Genomic DNA, 18,638 nt, shown 5'->3' with positions numbered 1-18,638 from the left:
GCCTTTGTCATTGCAGCATCCACTGCCCCTTGGGCCAGAAGGCATGAAAGGCAAAGGCGAACATCACGTCATGCGGCACGTCCAGACCGCTGCTGTCGCGCACCCGCACCGATCCGATGTCGCGCCCGGCGGCCAGGCTGGCCGTATCCAGCGCCGAGGCCTGCCCTTCCCGCCAGCTCAGCACCAGCCCGGCCTCGCGGATTTCACCCGCTGCCGCCAGCCGTGCCAGCGGCCAGGCCCGGCTGCCGGCCCGCACCACCCGGTCCAGCGGCGCCAGCCCGTGCGGCGGCGGCGTGCCGTCATACAGAAACGGCCAGTCTGAGCTGTCGTAATTCACATAAGGGTTCTGCCCATAGCGGCGGTTGAACCCCGGCTGCGCCATCACCAGCCCGTCCGGGTTGCGCGCGGTGAACGCTTCCCAGCTTTCCACCCAGGATGGCAGGCTCGCCAGTTTCTGGCCGCTCATTTCACCGGCAATGCCGGTGCCCAGGGCCTGCTGCCACCAGCTTTGGGTCTCGCGGTCATACATCACCATGTCAGAGAACCGCAGCTTGCCGCTGACCCCGAAACTCAGCACCCCCGCCCGGGTGCGCCGGTCAAATGTCATCGCCGAATTGCAGAGCGGGCAATAGGTCACCGCAACCGGCACCCCCGCCACCACATCGTTCACGATCTCATGCCAGGTCAGATACCGCAGTGGATAGGCCCGCGGCCGGGCGCCCTCTAACTCCAGCGCGATCACCGGCTCGCGGGGCTTGATCCGGCGGTCCTTCGCCGCCTCCACGAACTGAGGCGCATCAAGCGCCGGAATACCGTCCTTGGGTACCCCGCCTGAGCGGATCTGCCCCCAGTCCGGAATGCTGGTCCGGCTAAAATCCGTCCTTGGCCATTCCCGCTGCCACTGTCCCGGTTCGGCCTGCGCCATCCAGGGCAGCAATACAGCGGCACTCATCAACACGCGTTTCAACATACCTGGTTCTCCGCTGACCCCAGGGTACGGAAGAGCACAGCCTGCTGAACAGCGGGAAACACGGGCTTGTGACGTCATGTCAGAGGACTGGCGCAAGCCGTGGCTGAAACGGCAAAGGCCCGCCACCGGAAACCGGGAGCGAGCCTCTGCGATCCGTCTGCCGGACCGTTTATTCTGTCACAGTCACCTTGGTCATGGTGTCGGGCTGGCCGACCACCGCGCCATTGGGGCCTGCGCCGCGCTTGATCGCATCAACCACATCCATGCCTTCGGTCACCTGACCGACAACCGTATACTGGCCGTCCAGGAACGGACCCGGCTCAAACATGATGAAGAACTGCGAGTTGGCGCTGTTCGGGTCCTGCGCCCGGGCCATGCCCACAACACCGCGGCCATAGGTGATGTCCGAGAACTCGGCAGGCAGATCGGGACGGTCAGAGCCGCCCTGCCCGGCCCGGCGCATGTCGCCGCCAGCCTTGCCGAACTGCACGTCGCCGGTCTGCGCCATGAAGCCCTCGATCACCCGGTGAAACACCACCCCGTCATACTGGCCTTCACCGGCCAGCGCGGTGATTTGTGCCACATGCGCCGGCGCCACGTCCTCGAACAGGTCGATCTTGATGGTGCCGATTGCTTCTCCCGCAACCTGGATTTCCAGGCCGGAGGCGAAAGCAGGCCCTGCTGCCAGCAGGGCCACCAGGCTCAGCGCCTTACGCATCCGCAGCTACCTTGACAGAGATCATCCGGTCCGGGTTCGCAGGCGGCTCGCCGCGGGTGATCGCGTCCACATGCTCCATGCCTTCGATGACACGGCCGTAAACGGTGTACTGGCCGTTCAGGAAGTGGTTGTCCTTGAAGTTGATAAAGAACTGCGAGTTGGCGCTGTCCGGGTTGGCGGAGCGTGCCGCACCCAGGGTGCCGCGGTCATGCGGCAGCTTGGAGAACTCGGCCGGCAGGTTCGGCAGGCTGGAGCCGCCAGTGCCCGCCATGCGGATGTTGAACCCGTCTTCCATGTCGCCGTTGGCCACGTCGCCGGTCTGCGCCATGAAGCCGTCGATCACCCGGTGGAAGCACACGTTGTCATACTCACCGGCACGGGCCAGTTCCTTCATCCGCTCGCTGTGCTTCGGCGCCACGTCAGGCAGCAGCTCGATAACAACATTGCCGTCCTTCAGCTCGATGATGACGGTGTTTTCGGGATCTTTAATCTCGGCCATCTGGCCCTCCTGTCGTCGAAATTTGCAACGATAGTTAAGGGTAGCGCCACCAAATGCCAAGGGAGCATTGACTGATACGCAAAAACCCCCGAAACAGCGCCCGGATTTGACTGCATTTTCACCATAAGGGGGCTCTCAAGATGGGCTGGAAAACACTCGACGACATGGATCTGAACGGCAAGCGCGTGCTGGTGCGCGTGGATATCAACGTGCCGATCGTCGACGGTGTGGTGACCAACTCCACCCGCATCCGCCGCATCGCCCCCACCGTGCGCGATATTCTGGCGGCCGGCGGCAAGCCGATCCTGCTCGCGCACTTCGGCCGTCCCGGCGGCGAGCGCCGCGAGAACCTGTCGCTCAATCAGCTGGTGCCGACGCTGGAACGCGCCTTTGAAACCAAGGTCCTGTTTGCCGCCGATTGCGTCGGCGCCGGGGCTGAGGCCGCCGCAGATGCGCTGCAGCCGGGCGAAGTCCTGCTCTTGGAAAACACCCGCTTCCACGCTGCCGAAACCAAGAATGACCCGGATCTGGCCGCTGGCATGGCGCGCCTGGGCGAGGTCTACTGCAACGACGCCTTTTCCGCTGCCCACCGGGCGCATTCCTCGACCGAGGCCATTGCGCGCCTGCTGCCCGCCTGTGCCGGCCGCCTGATGCAGGCCGAACTGGAAGCTCTGGAAAGCGCCCTGGGCCAGCCGCAGCGCCCGGTGACTGCCGTGGTTGGCGGCGCCAAAGTCTCCACCAAGCTGGAGCTGCTGGGCAACCTGATCGAGAAAGTTGACCACCTGGTAATCGGCGGCGGCATGGCCAACACCTTCCTGGTCGCCAAGGGCCTGCCGGTCGGCATCTCGCTGGCCGAACGCATCATGAAGGACACCGCAGCAGAGATCCTCGCCAAAGCCGAGGCCGCAGGCTGCGAGATCATCCTGCCCTCCGACATCGTGGTCGCCAAGAAATTCGAAGCCCACGCCGATCATGAAACCCTGCCCGCCGATCAATGCCCCGAGGACGGCATGATCCTGGACGCAGGCCCCGACAGCCTGGCCCGCATCAACGAAGTGTTCGAGAACAGTAAGACGCTGATCTGGAACGGCCCCTTGGGCGCCTTTGAGCTGGAGCCCTTCGACACCGCCACCAACGCCGCCGCGCTCAAGGCCGCCGCCCTGACCCGCGCCGGCCAGCTGATTTCGGTCGCAGGCGGCGGTGACACCGTGGCCGCGCTGAACGCTTCAGGTGCTGCGGGCGATTTCAGCTATATCTCCACCGCCGGCGGCGCCTTCCTGGAATGGATGGAAGGCAAAGAGCTCCCTGGCGTTGCGGCGCTGGAACAGTAAGTCTAACCCGCACTCGGCATGACCGCGCCCCGGCCTTCCCGCCGGGGCGTTTTCTTTGTCACGGGACAATAAAGCCTTTGCCGCGAGTCACTGCCTGCCCCTAGCGTCTTCCGCAGATATCCGGAACAAGGAGGCACAGGGATGTTTCAGGAGCGCATGACCCGCCTGCGGCAGAAGATGGCAGAGGCCGAAATCGGCGTGGCCCTGATCACCGACGACGACAATGTCTATTACCTGACCGGCTACTACGACTACCTGCATATGGAGTTTGGCCGCCCCACCATCCTGGTGGTTCCCTGCGACGGCCCTTCCCTGCTGATCACCCCGGTGATCGACGTGGTGATGGCCGAGGAGGCCGCCCAAGTGGACCGCATCGCTGCCTGGAACGACGGCGACGGCGCCGAGTGGCGCGCCGAACTGCCAGACGCCTTGGCAGGTGCTAGCCGCATCGCCATCGAGCCGGACCACATGCCGCCAATGGTGCGCGCTTGTGTCGATGAACTCGCGGGCAGCACTGAAATCGCCAGCATCACCCCGGCGCTCTCCGACCTCAGGATGATCAAATCGGCGGAGGAGCTGCAACTGGCCCGGCACGCTGGCCAGGTGGCCGGCGCCATGATGTCCGCAGGCCGCGGCGCCATTGCCGCCGGAGTGCCGGAATACGAGGTCGCCATCGCCACCTCCCAGGCCGGCACCCGCACCGCGGCGGAACTGCTCAGCACCCACTACAGCGATGCCAACATGTCGCCCAGCACCCATTTCCTGCAGATCATGGCCTCAGGCCGGGACATCACCAAGACCCACCACCGCGCCTCCACCCGCATCATGCAGCACGGCGAGCCGGTGTTCCTGTGCTTCTGCGGCATGACCAATTTCCACCGCTTCAAGCTGGGCTTCGACCGCACCTTCTGGATTGGTGAGGCGGACCCGGAACAGGCCCGCATCTATGAGGTGGCGGTGGCCAGCCAGCAGGCGGCGCTGGAGGTGCTTGGCCCCGGTATTGAAGCGCAGGAGGTTCACCGCGCCTATGCCGAGGTGATCCAGGACGCAGGCTTCAGCTATCCGTTCCGCTGCGGCCGCGCCACCGGCTTCAGCTTCCTCGAAAGCCCGCAGCTGGTCACCGGCGACGAAACCGTGCTGAAGCCCGGCATGGTCTTTGCTGTCGACGGCTCGGTCTCCACCGATACATTCCGCGCCCAGGTCGGCGACAGTTTCATCATCACCGAAGACGGCTATGAACAGATCACGTCCCACCCCAAGGCACTGCAAGAGGTGATCTTGTGACCGGAAAAAGTCCGCAACTAGTCCGGCGCCGCAAAAAATGCACCCTGTGGACAGTTTTGGGATTCACAAGCCGATTCGGTTGTGGCATAGTCACTTTAGACGCCGGGAAACGGCGCAAAATCAAAAACTTGAGCAGTATCATACAGGCACTCCAAACGTGACCCGAAGCAACCGGCCCTCCCTCGGCGCCATCGCCTTCTTTGCTATCGCCTTCGCGCTCAGCGCGTATTTCACCTTTGCGGCGGTGCAGGGCGACTTCGGTCTGTTCCGGAGGGTCGAGATCCAGGCCGAAGCGGAAGAACTGCGGCTGGATCTCGGCCGTCTCCAATCTCAAATCGGCGAGATGGAGAACCTGACACAGCGCCTGTCCGACGACTACCTCGACCTCGACCTCCTTGACGAGCAGGCGCGCTCGGTTCTCGGTCTCGTCCGCGCGGACGAGATCGTGATCCGCTGATCTTTCCCTGACCCGCCCCAGCGAAACCGTTCTCCTGCAAGGAAAACGGTTAGGAATATTTGCAATTTTCCTGGCCGGAATTTTTCAACTTCCTGAACGCCACCGCCCGTGCCGCAGCCCCCAAGCGTGGCATTTTTGCGCTGCCTGAGCGGAATTTTACGCGGCGGAAACCCCGCGGCAGAATAACACTATCCAGCCGGGTCAAAACCGGTTATGAATTTGTTTAACACTAAACTATCTAGCCTTCAGGGGGAGCTGACCACCATGGCCGCTAGAAAAAGCGCAAAGAAACCAAACGTTTCTGCCGAAGAACTGACCAAACACTACCGCGAGATGCTGCTGATCCGCCGATTCGAGGAGAAGTCGGGCCAGCTTTACGGCATGGGCCTGATTGGCGGCTTCTGCCACCTCTATATCGGCCAGGAAGCGGTTGTTGTGGGCCTGGAGGCCGCCGCCGAGGAAGGCGACAAGCGGATCACCTCCTACCGCGACCACGGCCATATGCTGGCCTGCGGGATGGACCCGGACGGCGTTATGGCCGAACTGACCGGGCGCGAGGGCGGCTACTCCAAGGGCAAGGGCGGCTCCATGCATATGTTTTCCAAGGAGAAGCATTTCTACGGCGGCCACGGCATCGTCGGCGCCCAGGTGCCGCTGGGTGCGGGCCTCGCCTTTGCCGATAAATACAAGGGCAACGGCCGCGTCACCTTTACCTATTTCGGCGATGGCGCCGCCAACCAGGGCCAGGTCTACGAGACCTTCAACATGGCCGCCCTGTGGAAACTGCCGGTGATTTTCGTCATTGAGAACAACCAGTACGCCATGGGCACCGCCCAGCAGCGCTCCACCTCCAGCGCCGAGATCTGGGAACGCGGCAAGGCCTTCGGCATCCCGGGCGAGGCGGTGGACGGCATGAACGTGCTGTCGGTGAAGGAAGCGGGCGAGCGCGCCGTGGCCCACTGCCGCAGCGGCGACGGCCCCTACATCCTCGAAGTGAAGACCTACCGCTACCGCGGCCACTCGATGTCGGACCCGGCCAAGTACCGCACCCGCGAAGAGGTCCAGAAAATGCGCGAGGAGCGCGACCCGATCGAGCAGGTCCGCGAGATGCTGCTGACCGGCAAGCACGCCACCGAAGAGGATCTCAAGGCGATCGACAAGGAGATCAAGGAGATCGTCAACAAATCCGCAGACTTCGCCAAGGAGAGCCCCGAGCCCGCCCTGGACGAACTCTGGACCGACATCTACGCCTGAGAGGGAAGAACAAGACATGGCAACTGAAATTCTGATGCCCGCCCTGTCGCCGACCATGGAGGAAGGCACCCTGGCCAAATGGCTGGTCAAGGAAGGCGATACCGTAAACTCCGGCGATATCCTCGCCGAGATCGAAACCGACAAGGCGACGATGGAGTTCGAAGCCGTCGACGAAGGCACCGTCGGCAAGATCCTGATCGGTGAAGGCACCGAAGGCGTCAAGGTCAACACCCCCATCGCGGTGCTGGTCGAAGACGGCGAAACCTACGACGCCTCCGCCGCCCCTGCCCCCGCGGCTGAAGCCCCGGCACCCGCAGCTGAGGCACCCGCAGCCCCCGCTGCTGCTGCTGCCGCGCCTGCACCGGTCGAAAGTCGCGTGCTGGAGCCGGATTACCCGGAAGGCACCGAAATGGTCCAGACCACCGTGCGCGAAGCGCTGCGCGACGCCATGGCAGAGGAAATGCGCCGCGACGAAGACGTGTTCCTGATGGGCGAGGAAGTCGCCGAGTACCAGGGCGCCTACAAGGTCTCCCAGGGCCTGCTGGATGAATTCGGCTCCAAGCGCGTGATCGACACCCCGATCACCGAACACGGCTTTGCCGGCATCGCCACCGGCGCGGCCTTCGGCGGCCTGCGCCCGATTGTCGAGTTCATGACCTTCAACTTCGCCATGCAGGCGATTGACCATATCATCAACTCTGCAGCCAAGACGCTCTATATGTCCGGCGGCCAGATGGGCGCCCCGATGGTGTTCCGCGGCCCCAACGGCGCTGCTGCCCGTGTTGGCGCCCAGCACTCCCAGGACTATGCTGCCTGGTACATGCAGATCCCGGGTCTGAAGGTGGTGATGCCCTATTCCGCCGCCGACGCCAAGGGCCTGATGAAGACCGCGATCCGCGACAACAACCCGGTGATCTTCCTGGAGAATGAAATCCTCTATGGCCAAAGCTTCGACGTGCCGAAACTGGACGATTTCACCGTGCCCTTCGGCAAGGCCCGGATCTGGCGCGAAGGCTCGGACGCCACCATCGTCTCCTTCGGCATCGGCATGAAATACGCGCTGGAAGCAGCTGACAAGCTGGCTGAGGACGGCATCTCAGCCGAGGTCATCGACCTGCGGACGCTCAGGCCCATGGACCTGCCCACGGTGATCGCCTCTGTCCAGAAGACCAACCGCCTGGTCACCGTCGAGGAAGGCTGGCCGCAGGGCTCCGTCGGCAGCTACATTGCCTCCGAGGTGATGCAGCAGGCGTTCGATTATCTCGACGCCCCGGTTGTGACCTGCACCGGCAAGGACGTGCCCATGCCCTATGCCGCCAACCTGGAACGCCACGCGCTGATCACCACGGACGAGGTGGTCGAGGCCGTCAAGCAAGTGACCTACCGCTAAGGACGAAGATGGACATCAGGGGCCGCGATCCCGAAACCGAATGCTACCGCGTCACGCTGACCGTCGACGGGCGCACAGTCACCGCACTGGTTCCCGAACGGCTGGCAGCAGACACACGGCTGATCGGCTCGCGGCCCTCCCATCAGGAAGCCTACGTCTGGATGGCGGAGAAGAAAGACAAGATCGAAGCCGCGATTACCCAACTGGCCCGCGGCACCCGGCGCCCCAGGGCGCCCTATGACCAAATTGTTCTGATTGAGGAGCGCTGACATGCCCACCGAAATCCTGATGCCCGCGCTTTCTCCCACCATGGAGGAAGGCACCCTTGCCAAATGGCTGGTCAAGGAGGGCGACACCGTCTCCTCCGGCGACCTGATCGCCGAGATCGAAACCGACAAGGCCACCATGGAATTTGAAGCCGTGGACGAAGGCGTGGTCGGCAAGATCCTGATCGCCGAAGGCTCCGAGGGCGTGAAGGTCAACACCCCCATCGCGGTGCTGCTGGAAGACGGCGAAAGCGCCGACGACATCCAGTCCTCCAGCGGCGGCTCTGCTGAACCGGCCAAGGAAGAATCCCCTGCGGCCAAAGCTGAAGCCCCCGCAGCCGCGCCCAAGGAAGAGGCCAAAGCCGCCCCCGCCGCGCCGCAGGGCGCCGACGGCAGCCGCATCTTCGCCTCGCCCTTGGCGCGCCGCATCGCCGCCGACAAGGGTCTGGACCTGAGCCAGATCACCGGTTCCGGCCCCAAGGGCCGCATCGTCAAGGCCGACGTCATGGACGCCAAGCCGCAGGCCGCCGCAGCGGCTAAGGCAGGCGGCACCGACACTGGCCCCGCCGCAGCAGCCCCCGCTGCCGCAGCAGCCCCGGCCGCCCCCTCCGCCGACATGGTTGCCCGCATGTACGAGGGCCGCGACTATGAGGAGGTCAAGCTGGACGGCATGCGCAAGACCATCGCCGCCCGCCTGACCGAGGCCAAGCAGACCATCCCGCATTTCTACCTGCGCCGCGATATCCAGCTCGACGCGCTGCTGGCATTCCGCGCCCAGCTCAACAAGCAGCTCGAGGGCCGCGGCGTGAAGCTCTCGGTCAACGATTTCATCATCAAGGCGGTGGCGCTGGCGCTGCAGGCCGTGCCAGACGCCAACGCGGTCTGGGCCGGCGACCGGGTCTTGCAGATGAAAGCCTCCGACGTGGCGGTTGCCGTCGCCATCGAGGGCGGTCTGTTCACCCCTGTGCTGCAGGACAGCGACACCAAATCGCTCTCCGCGCTGTCGGCAGAGATGAAAGACCTCGCCTCCCGCGCCCGCGAGCGCAAGCTGGCGCCGCATGAATACCAGGGCGGCAGCTTCGCGATTTCCAACCTCGGCATGTTCGGCATCGACAATTTCGACGCCATCGTGAACCCGCCGCACGCGGGCATCCTGGCGGTCGGCTCCGGCGTCAAGAAACCGGTTGTGGGTTCGGACGGCGAATTGAAGGTCGCCACCGTGATGAGCGTCACCATGTCGGTCGACCACCGCGTCATCGACGGCGCCCTCGGCGCGGACCTCTTGAAGGCGATCGTCGACAACCTGGAAAACCCGATGGTGATGCTGGCCTAAGAGCTTGCAGCATTGGAGAAATGAATAAAGCCCCGGCGACACCCGGGGCTTTTCCTTTACGTTCCGCACCCGGCGCGGGATCAGGCCAAAGGCCGCCGCGACCCAGGCAGCGGCGATATCCAGCGCCGTTCAATAAGGCAGCGCAACCGTTTCCTTCATCTTTCCCAAAATACTCATCTGCGCCACAGCCGCCGCCAGCACCCCGCCAGCGGCGGCGCGCCGGTCAGTACTGATAGCCGGGGGTCGAGGCCGACAGCGCCTGCTCCGCCGCATCCATCTCCGCCGGAATATCCTCGAACAGCGGCGTCGACAGATAGCGCTCGCCGGTATCTGGCAGCACCGCCAGCAGCACAGAACCTTCCGGCGCGCTCTCAGCCACCTTCATTGTCGCAGCCAGGCTGCCGCCGCTGGAAATTCCGGCAAGGATGCCTTCCTCCGCCGCCAGCCGCCGGGACCACTTGATGCTGTCCTCGCCGCTCACCGGTTCCAGCGCATCGAAATGCCCCTCGTCTAGCGCCTCCTGCAGTACCAGCGGGATGAAATCCGGGGTCCAGCCCTGGATCGGGTGCGGATTGAAGGCCGGATGGGTCGCCGCAGGCTCACCCTCACCGTTGCGCGCCTGCGCCTCGCCGGACTGAACCAGCGCCGCATTCGACGGCTCGCTGAGAGTAATCTTCAGATCCGGCCGCGCGCCCTTCAGCACCCGGCCCAGGCCGGACACCGTGCCGCCGGTGCCATAGCCCAGCACCACGTGATCCAGCCGTTCACCCTCGAAATCTCCCAGGATCTCCCGCGCGGTGGTGGCCTCGTGAATATCGGCGTTGTCCTTGGTCTCAAACTGATGCGCCAGGAACCAGCCGTTGGCCTCTGCCAGCTCCTTGGCCTTCACCACCATGCCAACCGCCTTGTCCTCCTTGCGGGTCAGCACCACCTTGGCGCCCAGCATCCGCATCAGCCGCCGCCGCTCGACCGAGAACCCGTCGTGCATGGTAATGACCAGCGGATAGCCCTTGGCGGCGCAGACCATCGCCAGGCCGATGCCGGTATTGCCGCTGGTGGCCTCCACCACGGTCTGGCCCGGGCTCAAGCGCCCCTCGCGCTCCGCCGCTTCGATGATGTTCAGCGCCAGCCGGTCCTTCACCGATCCCGCCGGGTTGAACGCCTCGAACTTCACATACATGGTGACATGGGCCGGCGCGATATTGTTCAGCCGGATCGCAGGCGTATTGCCCACCGTCTCCAGGATCGAACCAAACAGCCGCCCGCAGCCTTCTGTTGTGTAAATCAAGATCTGTCCCCCAAATCGAAACTGCCGAAAACTATCGTGTTGCAAGGCAATATGCGCCCCGGCACGGCCGGGTTCAAGCCAGCCGGCGCCCGCAGACGGCGATTAAGACCAGCCTCCGCCGGAACCCGGAAATTGCGGAACCAAAAGCCGTTCAGCCTGAGCGCAGAAGATGAACTTCCGCCCGCAACCCCTTCCCTCAAAACAAAATTCGCCGCACATCCAGACAGTAAAAAGGGGCGGAACCCGCCCCTTTCATCTTTCCCAAAATACTCAAAGTCCCAGGCCCGCGGCCCGGCGCCTCACTTGGCTGAGGGAGACCCGGCCGGCACCACCTGGTCCATATTGATCGACGGCTGATCACAGCCCGCTTCGCCAACGATCTTCGCAGGCACGCCCGCGACCGTGGTGCAGGGCGGAACCTCTGACAGCACCACGGACCCGGCCGCAATGCGGCTGCAATGGCCGACCTTGATGTTGCCCAGAACCTTGGCGCCCGCGCCGATCAGCACCCCGTCGCCGATCTTCGGATGGCGGTCCTGCTCTTCCTTGCCGGTGCCGCCCAGCGTCACCGAATGCAGCATCGACACATTGTCGCCGACCACCGCGGTTTCACCGATCACGATGGAATGGGCATGGTCGATCATGATCCCTTTGCCCAGGCAGGCGCCCGGGTGGATGTCGATCCCGAAAATCTCCGAGGTGCGCATCTGGAAGAAATAGGCCAGATCCTTCTGCCCCTGGTCCCACAGGTAGTGGCTGACCCGGTAGGCCTGCACCGCCTGAAACCCCTTGAAGTACAGGATCGGCTGCAGCAGCCGGTGGCTGGCCGGGTCGCGCTCGTTTATCGCCATCAGGTCGGCACGCGCGGCTTCCACCAGTTCCGGGCAGCCGGCATAGGCGTCGTCAACAATCTCGCGCAGGATCACCATCGACATTTCGTTGGACGAAAGCTTCGCGGAAATCCGGTAGGACAGCGCCTTCTGCAGCGACTTGTGGTGCAAGATACAGGCGTGAATCAGCCCGCCCATCAGCGGCTGGGTGGCAACGGCCTCCTCAGCTTCGCGGGTGATGCGGTCCCATACGGGATCCACTGGCGTAACGGCTTGCTGTGTTTTTGCCATGGGTCAACGTCCTTTCTCCGCTCAGACTACCCATCTAAGGTGGTTTGCAGCAAACGCAAACCCGTGATGAGGCATATTTTTGAATTGAATGAGTCCGGTCAGGCGCGGCTCAAGCAACAGATGGCCTGGGGGCGCTCAACTGCATTTCCGGCGACTTGGGGCCGGCCGGAGGTGAGGTTTTTCGCTTCGGGCTGTACCCGAAACGACCCGCGCCGCGCGCCGCAGGCGCGCGGCGCTGCCGCTTGGCAGCCACTGGAACGTGCAAGCAGCCGGCCGGGAAATGCGCAGCATATGGTGGAAAGGGTGTTTTGCTGAGAAGCGCTTGAGGGCGCATCCTGCTTCCTCAAGACGCCTTCCCAAGTGTAAGGCCAGCCTGACAGCCTCAAGGACAAGCCGCGCCCAGGCGCGGGGGCCTGCGGCCCTCCTTGACCCCGCCAGACTGGCGGGCGGACGCCGCCCCGTCTGTTTCCAGCACGAACGCCAGTTCCCGCAGCACCAGCCGGGTGCACTGCAGATATTCCGGATCATCCAGAAACGGTTCCTCCGCCAGCGCATACCGCCGGGCAGCGGCGCTCAAACTCCCGTCGCCCCAGCGCGGATGCAAACGGCCAAAGAGACGGCCATGCGCCGCGGCCTCCGCGGCAGCGCCGAAAATGCGGCGGCACAAGGCAAGGCGCGCGCCCTCCGGCACCATCAGCAAGGCCCGCGCCGCTGCGGACACATCGCCGGGCAGCACCGGGCGGATCATCCCAGCACAGCCTTCGCCGCAGGTCCGGCGCCAAACCGGGCCGAGCGCTGCGCCACTTCCAGCACGTCGCCTGCCTGCACCCCGTCGCCGACCTGCGCCGCTGCCGGATAGGCCCAGGATGGCGTGGCAGAGGTTTCCTCCCGCAGCACCGTTGCGCCGCGCATCACCCGGATGCGGTAGCTCTCGATCTCCTCGCCCAGCGGCACCTCGTCCAGCTCCCAGCTGTCGCCTTCGATCCTGGTCCGGCGTATCCATGTGGTGCTGATATCCTGTCCCAGCGCACCATTCAGCCGCAGGTGCACCGGCGCATAAGGCCTCAGGCCATTGCCCTCAAAAGCTTCCTGCAGGTGCACATAGGACGGATCCTCCAGCGCGCGGCGCGCCGGGCCGATCCGGTAATGCCGCACCCTGCGGCGCTGCTCCGGCGCCAGTTCCATCTGCACCGGCGTGCCATCCAGCAGCACCACATAAGCCCCTGCAGGCCAGACATCCGGCATCACCGCATCCGTGCCTTGCTGGCCGCGCAACCTGCCCCGCAGCAGGTAGGTCTGCGGTGCAATCAGCTCCGCCTCGCGGAACTGGAACAGCTCCCAGTTGCCGGCTGAGCCGTCGCCGATGGCGGCCGCATTGGCGCCGTTCAGCACCGCCTCCACCGTGCGGCTCTCCAGCGAGCCGGAAATCAGCTTGACCTGCAAGTCCGCGCCCAGATCCCAGCGCCCCGGGCCTGCGACAAACAGCGGTGTTTCCGTGACGCCCACCACCTGCCGCGCCGCAACCACCTGTTCCAGCGCGTAATTTTCATCCGCTTCTGATCCGTAAACTGCCACGCTGCCGGGCCAGGCGGCGGCGGTCAGCGCCAGATGCGGCGCGTGCGGCACCTCATCGCCGCGCATTAGGGGCAGATCCATGAACAAGGGCAGCACCGGCCCGGGTGCGGCAAATGCGTTGACCCCCGGCAGTTCCTCTGCCACCGCGGCCAGATCATAGGTGCCCGGCTCGATCCTGACCGCCTCCACCATCTGCGCCTCCGCCTGCTCCACCCGGTCGATGCGGTAGAGCTGATCCTTGCCCTCCACCGGGACTGAGACCACGTCGCCTGCCCCCAGATGCAGCAGCGAGGGCGGCAGCGCGAACCGCGCGGTGTCGCGCGAAACCCGCGCTTCCGCCAGCCAGCGGGCGACGGTCTGGCGCGCCTCCGCCCGGGTCATGGCCAGCGGCAGCTCGTTCTGGCTGACACTATGCGTTGCTTCATTGGGCAGCACCGCCTCGACCGAGCCCGCAGCATGGTCGCCGCCCCATTCGGTGAACCGCAGCCGCACCCGGCCCGCCAGTTCCGCCTCGCTGGCGCGGGACAGCTCCAGCCTGCCGTCCATCTCGTCATTGTGGGCCAGATGCTCCAGCTGCAGCGCTTCCGTCTCGATGCCCTTGCGCATCCGGAACCTCAGCACCCCGTCGCGCTCCACCGCGTCAAACCCGTGCCGCAGCATCAGCGGCTGCAGCACCGCACGGGCGTCCGCGACATCCGGGTTCACAAACCCGTGCACCACGCCATAAAGACCCGTGGCATCAATGTCATACAGCCCCGCACGGTGGCAGACTTCCTCCACCACAGAGGCCAGCGTCCGCTGCCCTGCACGCCCGTTCAGCCAATGGCCGCGCAGGTAGTTCTCGCCGTCGTTCCAGATCTCCACCCGCGCCGGAAAGGCCGGAAACGGCCGCGCGTCCCAGGCCCAGACATAGGCGTTGGACATATCCAGCATTGGCCCGCCGTATTCCTCTGACACGGGATTATTGGCCGCCTCACCCCAATAGCCCAGAAAGGCGCGCAGGTACTGGATCTGCATCAGATCGTCTCGCAAACCGTTGGAATAACGCGGCAGTTTTGACTCCGAGCTTTTCGGGTCCAGGAACTTGTTGGGCTGGTTGGTGCCCTTGTCGATGGCGGCGCAGCCCAGTTCGGTGAACCACACGGGCTTTGATTGCGGCACCCAGTCGGTCGGCGCAGCCTGCCGCACCCCACCGATGCGCTCGTGATGCTCCTGCATCCACCAGCTGCGGATATCCTTGTAGCGCCAGATCCAGGGCTCATCATGCGCGCCATCGGTGATCGGGGTGCGGATCTGCGCCTCGCGCGCCTCGGGGGAATGGTAATACCAATCAAACCCCTCGCCGCCCTCCATATTGCCGCTAAGGTATTCGAGGTCATAGATCGACGGCACGCCCGCCTGCGCGTCCAGATGATCATCACCCTCGCGCCAATCGGACAAAGGCATGTAATTGTCGATGCCGACAAAGTCGATGTTTTCATCCGCCCACAGCGGGTCCAGGTGGAAATACCGGTCGCCCTCCGGCGACGTATAGCCCCAGTATTCCGACCAGTCGGCGGCATAGCCGATCTTGGTCTCCACCCCCAGCAGGCTGCGCACCTCCGCCGCCAGCCCTTTCAATGCCTGCACAGCCGGGAAGCCACCGGCCCCGCGGATCTGCGTCAGCGCCCGCATCTCGGAGCTGATGCAAAAGGCCTCCACCCCGCCCGCCGCCGCGCAAAGCGCCGCATTATGCAGGATGAACCGGCTGAGGCTCCATTCCTCCGGCCCGCTGTAAGCGACGGTGCCGTCGCCCACCGTGAAATCCGCCGCGGTGACCGTGCCGAAGAACGCTGCCACCTCCGCATCCGCCGCCGCGGTGCCATCCGGCGATCCAGGCCGGCCCGGCGCCGCCGACAGGGTAATCCGCCCTCGCCAGGGAAGATGCGGCTGGCTGGCACCGCCGGTCCAGGGATCAGCCAATGCGTTGCCCTCTGCCTGATCCATCAGGATGAAGGGGTAGAACATCACCCGAAGGCCGCGCTCCTGCATTTCCCGGATCGACTGCACCACCGACGCATCCGCAGGCGTGCCGCCGTAAAGCGGCTCGCCATCTTGCATCAGCACCTCTTCGGCTGCATCGCGGGTCACGCCGCTGACGGACCAGACCATGTTCCCCTCAGCGGTCTTGTGTTCCACCTTGGGCTTCAGCGTGCAGCTGCCGCAGCGCAGGTCATCCCCAAACCACGACACAATCAGCGAGGCCGCGCCGCAGGACGGCAGCTCCTCCTGCAGGGCATTCAGCGAGGTTTTGAGATCGGAAAGCCCTGAGGGCGTATGTTCATTCGCCGCTTTTGAATCCCCCGGCCCGCCGGAATACTGCACCACATCCGCGGCCAGCGCATATTCCCCGGTGCCGGGCATCAGCGCCACCCCCTGCACGATCCGGCCCAGGTCCAGATCATAAGTGCTGCTGGCCGGCTGTTCCGGCCGCAAGACATCGAATGAAAACTGCGGCACCCGGTTGCCGAACCGTCCCAGTTCCAGGTTCTCCATCACCACGTAAGCCGTGCCGCGGTAGGCAGGCACCTGCCCTGCGCCTTCGATCGCTTCCATCACTGGGTCCGGCAGCTGGTCCGCAGTGCCGCGGTAGACAGTCATGTTCAGGTCCTTGGGCGCCACTTCCTCGCCATCGGCCCAAACCCGCGAGACGCTGGCAATTTCACCCTCGCACAGCGCCACCGCCAGCGAGACCGAATAGCTGTAGCTGGTCACCTGCGGCTGGCTGGGGCGGCCCTTGCCGCCGCCGCCGCTGTTCTGCGAGGTCTCCAGAAAACGCGAGGACCAGATCACCTGCCCGCCCAGCCGCATCCTTCCATAGAGCTGTGCCACCGGCGCGCCCTCGCTGGCCTGGGTCAGCCGGAAGCGGTCAACCTTGCCGGTCTCCACCGGATCAGCGCCGGAACCCAGCAGACGCTCATCTATCATGTGGCCCAGAGAGGCGCCCACCGCGCGGCCGATAACAGCTGAGGACAGCCCCGCCACGGTGCCGCCAATTGCGCCGCCGACCGCCGCGCCGGCGGCCGAGAGAAGAATGGTTGCCATCAGATCTGCTCCTTTGTCAGGACGTGCCGGGGAAGTGAAACCGCGCCACGATGCGGCGCTGCCAGGGCGGGCTCAGCGGGCTTTCGACAACCCCGTGGCCGGCATAGGCGTGGATGAAGGCGGGTTCCGGATTACGAGCGTTCCGCCCGACGGCACGCCGGGCTGCGCCTGCCTGCGCCCTGGCAGGCGCATTCGCGCCCGCCCAGGCAGACGCAGCCCTCATTTCTAATTCGGACTGCACCCCCAGATGCTTGGCCACCGATCCTTGGCGCATCCGGAACAGGATCACGTCACCGGGGGCGGCCTCATCCAGCGGCTTTGCCGCCAGATGCCGCGCTGCGGCCTGCCACAGCGCCTCAGCCCCCTGCGGCTCCGACCAGTCCATTGTATAGGCGGGCGGCAGCTCCGGCTCGGCGCCCAGCAGCTCGCGCCACAGCCCCCGGATCAGCCCCAGGCAATCGCAGCCCGCACCCTTGCAGGACGCCTGATGCACATAGGGCGTGCCGATCCAGCCGCGCGCGGCCTCTACCACCCGGCTCATCGCCGGCTTCCCCGGTGTTCATGCCGGACTGGCGCGGCACCGCCATGATCCAATCCTCGCCCGGAATATCCGGGAACCCTTGGAAATTCATCAGGTTGTTGAACTTCAGCCGGCAGGCCTCCATGCGCTTGTCGCAGCCCGCTACCAGCCGCACCGTATCACCCGGAGACACAACCGCACGGACCGGCTCCCACAGGGTGATCCTGCGCCCCGCAGCATTGGACTGGTCGGACTTCACCGCGGCCCACAGCCCCGCTGCCGCACCGCTGAGAACCGTCAGCCGGCCATCCGCAAACCAGCCTGGCTCAAACCCCGGTAACGCGTCCCAGCGGAAATCCTCGCTGCGCTCTACGGTGTCCACCGCAGTTTCAACGGCATAGCCGGGCGTGTTCAATTCAAACCCGCACGCCCGGTCGCCCAGAACCGCGGTGCAGGGCTTCTGATAGATCCGCCCCTGCGGCTGGTTCAGCTGCTCGGTCAGCCCGCGAAGCTCTGCCTCAAAAGCGCCGCCGGCGCGGCGGATCTCGCCAATCGTGCCGCGGAACTGCAGCCAGCGCATGGAGACATCCTGCCAATTGACCAGCCAGCAGCGCACCTCGGCACCGTCGAACCGGCCTGCCTCGATGTCTTCCTCGCGCACGGCCGCGTCGCTCAGCACCCCCAGCGCTTCGGTGTTGTCGACCGACAGGCCGGTGGCCTGGCTCACCGCCCGCGCGGTGAGACCGCTGCCGGGCTGGAAGGTGATGCCATCAAAGGACAGCACGCAGTCATGATCGGTGAACCCCAGCACCGTGCCGTCCTGCCGGGTCAGCGCCCAGGCGCGGCAGACCGTGGTGATGCCGGATTGAAGATGGCCGCGCAATGCACTGGAAACGCTGGTCATACCCGCACCTCCACCACAGGCACAGCGGGCGCTTCACCCGCTTGAAAGGACGCCACACTGGTCTGGATGCTGGCGGTGTCGAACCGCACCGGCACATCGAACTCAAAGCCCGCATTAATGCTGAGGCCCACCTCCGGCGGATGCGCCAGGGTGATCAGGCCGGTGGCTGTATCCAGCTCATAATCCACGCTCTCGCGCAGCTCGTCCTGCTCAATCCCCACCCGCACCGTTCCCGCCACCGGCTTAGCAATCGGGCGCTGATATGTGAAGGCCCCGGAGCGGTAGGTCTTGGCCAGCTGAAACGCCACCGTGCTGCCGTCGCCCATGGCAATCACCTGATCGTCAAAGGCCACTTCCGCGCTGGGCCGGGCAGATTTATAGTCGCTCCAATCCTTCCAGCGGAAGCCGTAAAGCTGCCCCTGACGGGCCTCGAAGAAGGCAATGAGGGTTTCGATATCCTCCAGCGCGCGCAGGCCAAGGCCTGCGTCATAGCGGCGGCGGGAGTGCGCCCAGGGGGTGTTGCGCTCCTCAAACCCGTTGGCGAGCGTCACCACATCGGTGCGCCGCTCCGGGCCCCCGACGGAGCCGAAGCTGAGCGAAGCGGGAAAGCGGACTTCGTGGAAATTCATAGTGTTACCCTCCAT

The 18,638-nt window shown here is 65.0% G+C and carries 16 protein-coding genes and 1 pseudogene; 7 read left to right on the top strand and 10 right to left on the bottom strand.

The features are described 5' to 3' along the window. Positions 1 to 7: 7 nt before the first annotated feature. The 3 genes from ACXAEK_RS14885 to ACXAEK_RS14875 all read right to left on the bottom strand — a co-directional run bounded on the left by ACXAEK_RS14885 (position 8) and on the right by ACXAEK_RS14875 (position 2,187). Positions 8 to 970: a DUF3179 domain-containing protein gene (locus ACXAEK_RS14885; protein ID WP_475043034.1), complete on the bottom strand. Its 963-nt coding sequence runs from the start codon at positions 968 to 970 to the stop codon at positions 8 to 10. Between the two features lie 169 nt (positions 971 to 1,139). Next, the gene (locus ACXAEK_RS14880; protein ID WP_475043033.1) at positions 1,140 to 1,688 is read right to left on the bottom strand and encodes a peptidylprolyl isomerase; all 549 of its coding nucleotides are present in this window, start codon (positions 1,686 to 1,688) and stop codon (positions 1,140 to 1,142) included. Next, on the bottom strand, positions 1,681 to 2,187 hold the full coding sequence (locus ACXAEK_RS14875) for a peptidylprolyl isomerase (RefSeq protein WP_475043031.1): 507 nt from the start codon (positions 2,185 to 2,187) through the stop codon (positions 1,681 to 1,683). Before ACXAEK_RS14875 ends, ACXAEK_RS14880 begins: the two co-directional genes overlap by 8 nt. A gap of 140 nt (positions 2,188 to 2,327) precedes the next feature. Between ACXAEK_RS14875 and ACXAEK_RS14870 the strand changes: the two genes are divergently transcribed. From ACXAEK_RS14870 to ACXAEK_RS14840, 7 genes are all read left to right on the top strand, one after another. Next, entirely contained in the window at positions 2,328 to 3,518 is a 1,191-nt protein-coding gene (locus ACXAEK_RS14870) for a phosphoglycerate kinase (RefSeq protein ID WP_475043030.1), read from the top strand. Positions 3,519 to 3,659: 141 nt separating this feature from the next. Continuing rightward, a complete protein-coding gene (locus ACXAEK_RS14865; protein WP_475043028.1) occupies positions 3,660 to 4,802 on the top strand; it encodes a M24 family metallopeptidase in 1,143 nt (380 codons plus the stop codon). A gap of 157 nt (positions 4,803 to 4,959) precedes the next feature. Continuing rightward, on the top strand, positions 4,960 to 5,259 hold the full coding sequence (locus tag ACXAEK_RS14860; RefSeq protein WP_475043026.1) for an FtsB family cell division protein: 300 nt from the start codon (positions 4,960 to 4,962) through the stop codon (positions 5,257 to 5,259). Positions 5,260 to 5,523: 264 nt separating this feature from the next. Next, positions 5,524 to 6,513: a pyruvate dehydrogenase (acetyl-transferring) E1 component subunit alpha gene (gene pdhA, locus ACXAEK_RS14855; protein ID WP_475043024.1), complete on the top strand. Its 990-nt coding sequence runs from the start codon at positions 5,524 to 5,526 to the stop codon at positions 6,511 to 6,513. 16 nt (positions 6,514 to 6,529) lie between these two features. Further along, positions 6,530 to 7,903 carry a pyruvate dehydrogenase complex E1 component subunit beta gene (locus ACXAEK_RS14850; RefSeq protein ID WP_475043023.1) on the top strand — a complete coding sequence of 458 codons (1,374 nt, stop codon included), beginning with the start codon at positions 6,530 to 6,532 and terminating at the stop codon, positions 7,901 to 7,903. Between the two features lie 8 nt (positions 7,904 to 7,911). Beyond that, the gene (locus tag ACXAEK_RS14845) at positions 7,912 to 8,172 is read left to right on the top strand and encodes a hypothetical protein (RefSeq protein WP_039146173.1); all 261 of its coding nucleotides are present in this window, start codon (positions 7,912 to 7,914) and stop codon (positions 8,170 to 8,172) included. 1 nt (position 8,173) lies between these two features. After that, complete coding sequence (locus tag ACXAEK_RS14840; protein ID WP_475043021.1) at positions 8,174 to 9,502, top strand: pyruvate dehydrogenase complex dihydrolipoamide acetyltransferase; 1,329 nt, start codon at positions 8,174 to 8,176, stop codon at positions 9,500 to 9,502. 223 nt (positions 9,503 to 9,725) lie between these two features. On the opposite strand, the gene ACXAEK_RS14835 is transcribed toward ACXAEK_RS14840, so the two are convergent. The 7 genes and pseudogenes from ACXAEK_RS14835 to ACXAEK_RS14805 form a co-directional block, all read right to left on the bottom strand. Then, positions 9,726 to 10,790, bottom strand: coding sequence for a PLP-dependent cysteine synthase family protein (locus ACXAEK_RS14835; RefSeq protein ID WP_475043019.1), 1,065 nt, complete (start codon positions 10,788 to 10,790; stop codon positions 9,726 to 9,728). 299 nt (positions 10,791 to 11,089) lie between these two features. Further along, on the bottom strand, positions 11,090 to 11,911 hold the full coding sequence (gene cysE, locus ACXAEK_RS14830) for a serine O-acetyltransferase (RefSeq protein WP_475043017.1): 822 nt from the start codon (positions 11,909 to 11,911) through the stop codon (positions 11,090 to 11,092). Positions 11,912 to 12,293: 382 nt separating this feature from the next. Then, the gene (locus tag ACXAEK_RS14825) at positions 12,294 to 12,659 is read right to left on the bottom strand and encodes a DUF7742 family protein (RefSeq protein WP_475043016.1); all 366 of its coding nucleotides are present in this window, start codon (positions 12,657 to 12,659) and stop codon (positions 12,294 to 12,296) included. Beyond that, the gene (locus tag ACXAEK_RS14820; RefSeq protein WP_475043015.1) at positions 12,656 to 16,570 is read right to left on the bottom strand and encodes a baseplate multidomain protein megatron; all 3,915 of its coding nucleotides are present in this window, start codon (positions 16,568 to 16,570) and stop codon (positions 12,656 to 12,658) included. Before ACXAEK_RS14820 ends, ACXAEK_RS14825 begins: the two co-directional genes overlap by 4 nt. A gap of 16 nt (positions 16,571 to 16,586) precedes the next feature. Continuing rightward, the gene (locus ACXAEK_RS14815; RefSeq protein ID WP_475043014.1) at positions 16,587 to 17,111 is read right to left on the bottom strand and encodes a C40 family peptidase; all 525 of its coding nucleotides are present in this window, start codon (positions 17,109 to 17,111) and stop codon (positions 16,587 to 16,589) included. Positions 17,112 to 17,121: 10 nt separating this feature from the next. Next, positions 17,122 to 17,994 (bottom strand): annotated as a pseudogene (locus tag ACXAEK_RS14810) (DUF2163 domain-containing protein); the annotation flags it as partial. Further along, positions 17,991 to 18,623, bottom strand: coding sequence for a phage distal tail protein, Rcc01695 family (locus ACXAEK_RS14805; protein ID WP_475043013.1), 633 nt, complete (start codon positions 18,621 to 18,623; stop codon positions 17,991 to 17,993). The pseudogene ACXAEK_RS14810 and the gene ACXAEK_RS14805, both read right to left, overlap by 4 nt. Positions 18,624 to 18,638: the final 15 nt, after the last annotated feature.

Source organism: Leisingera sp. ABM4_101 (assembly GCF_056158725.1).
Note: the sequence above shows the minus strand (reverse complement) of the source record. Positions and strands in the feature narration are given on the sequence as shown.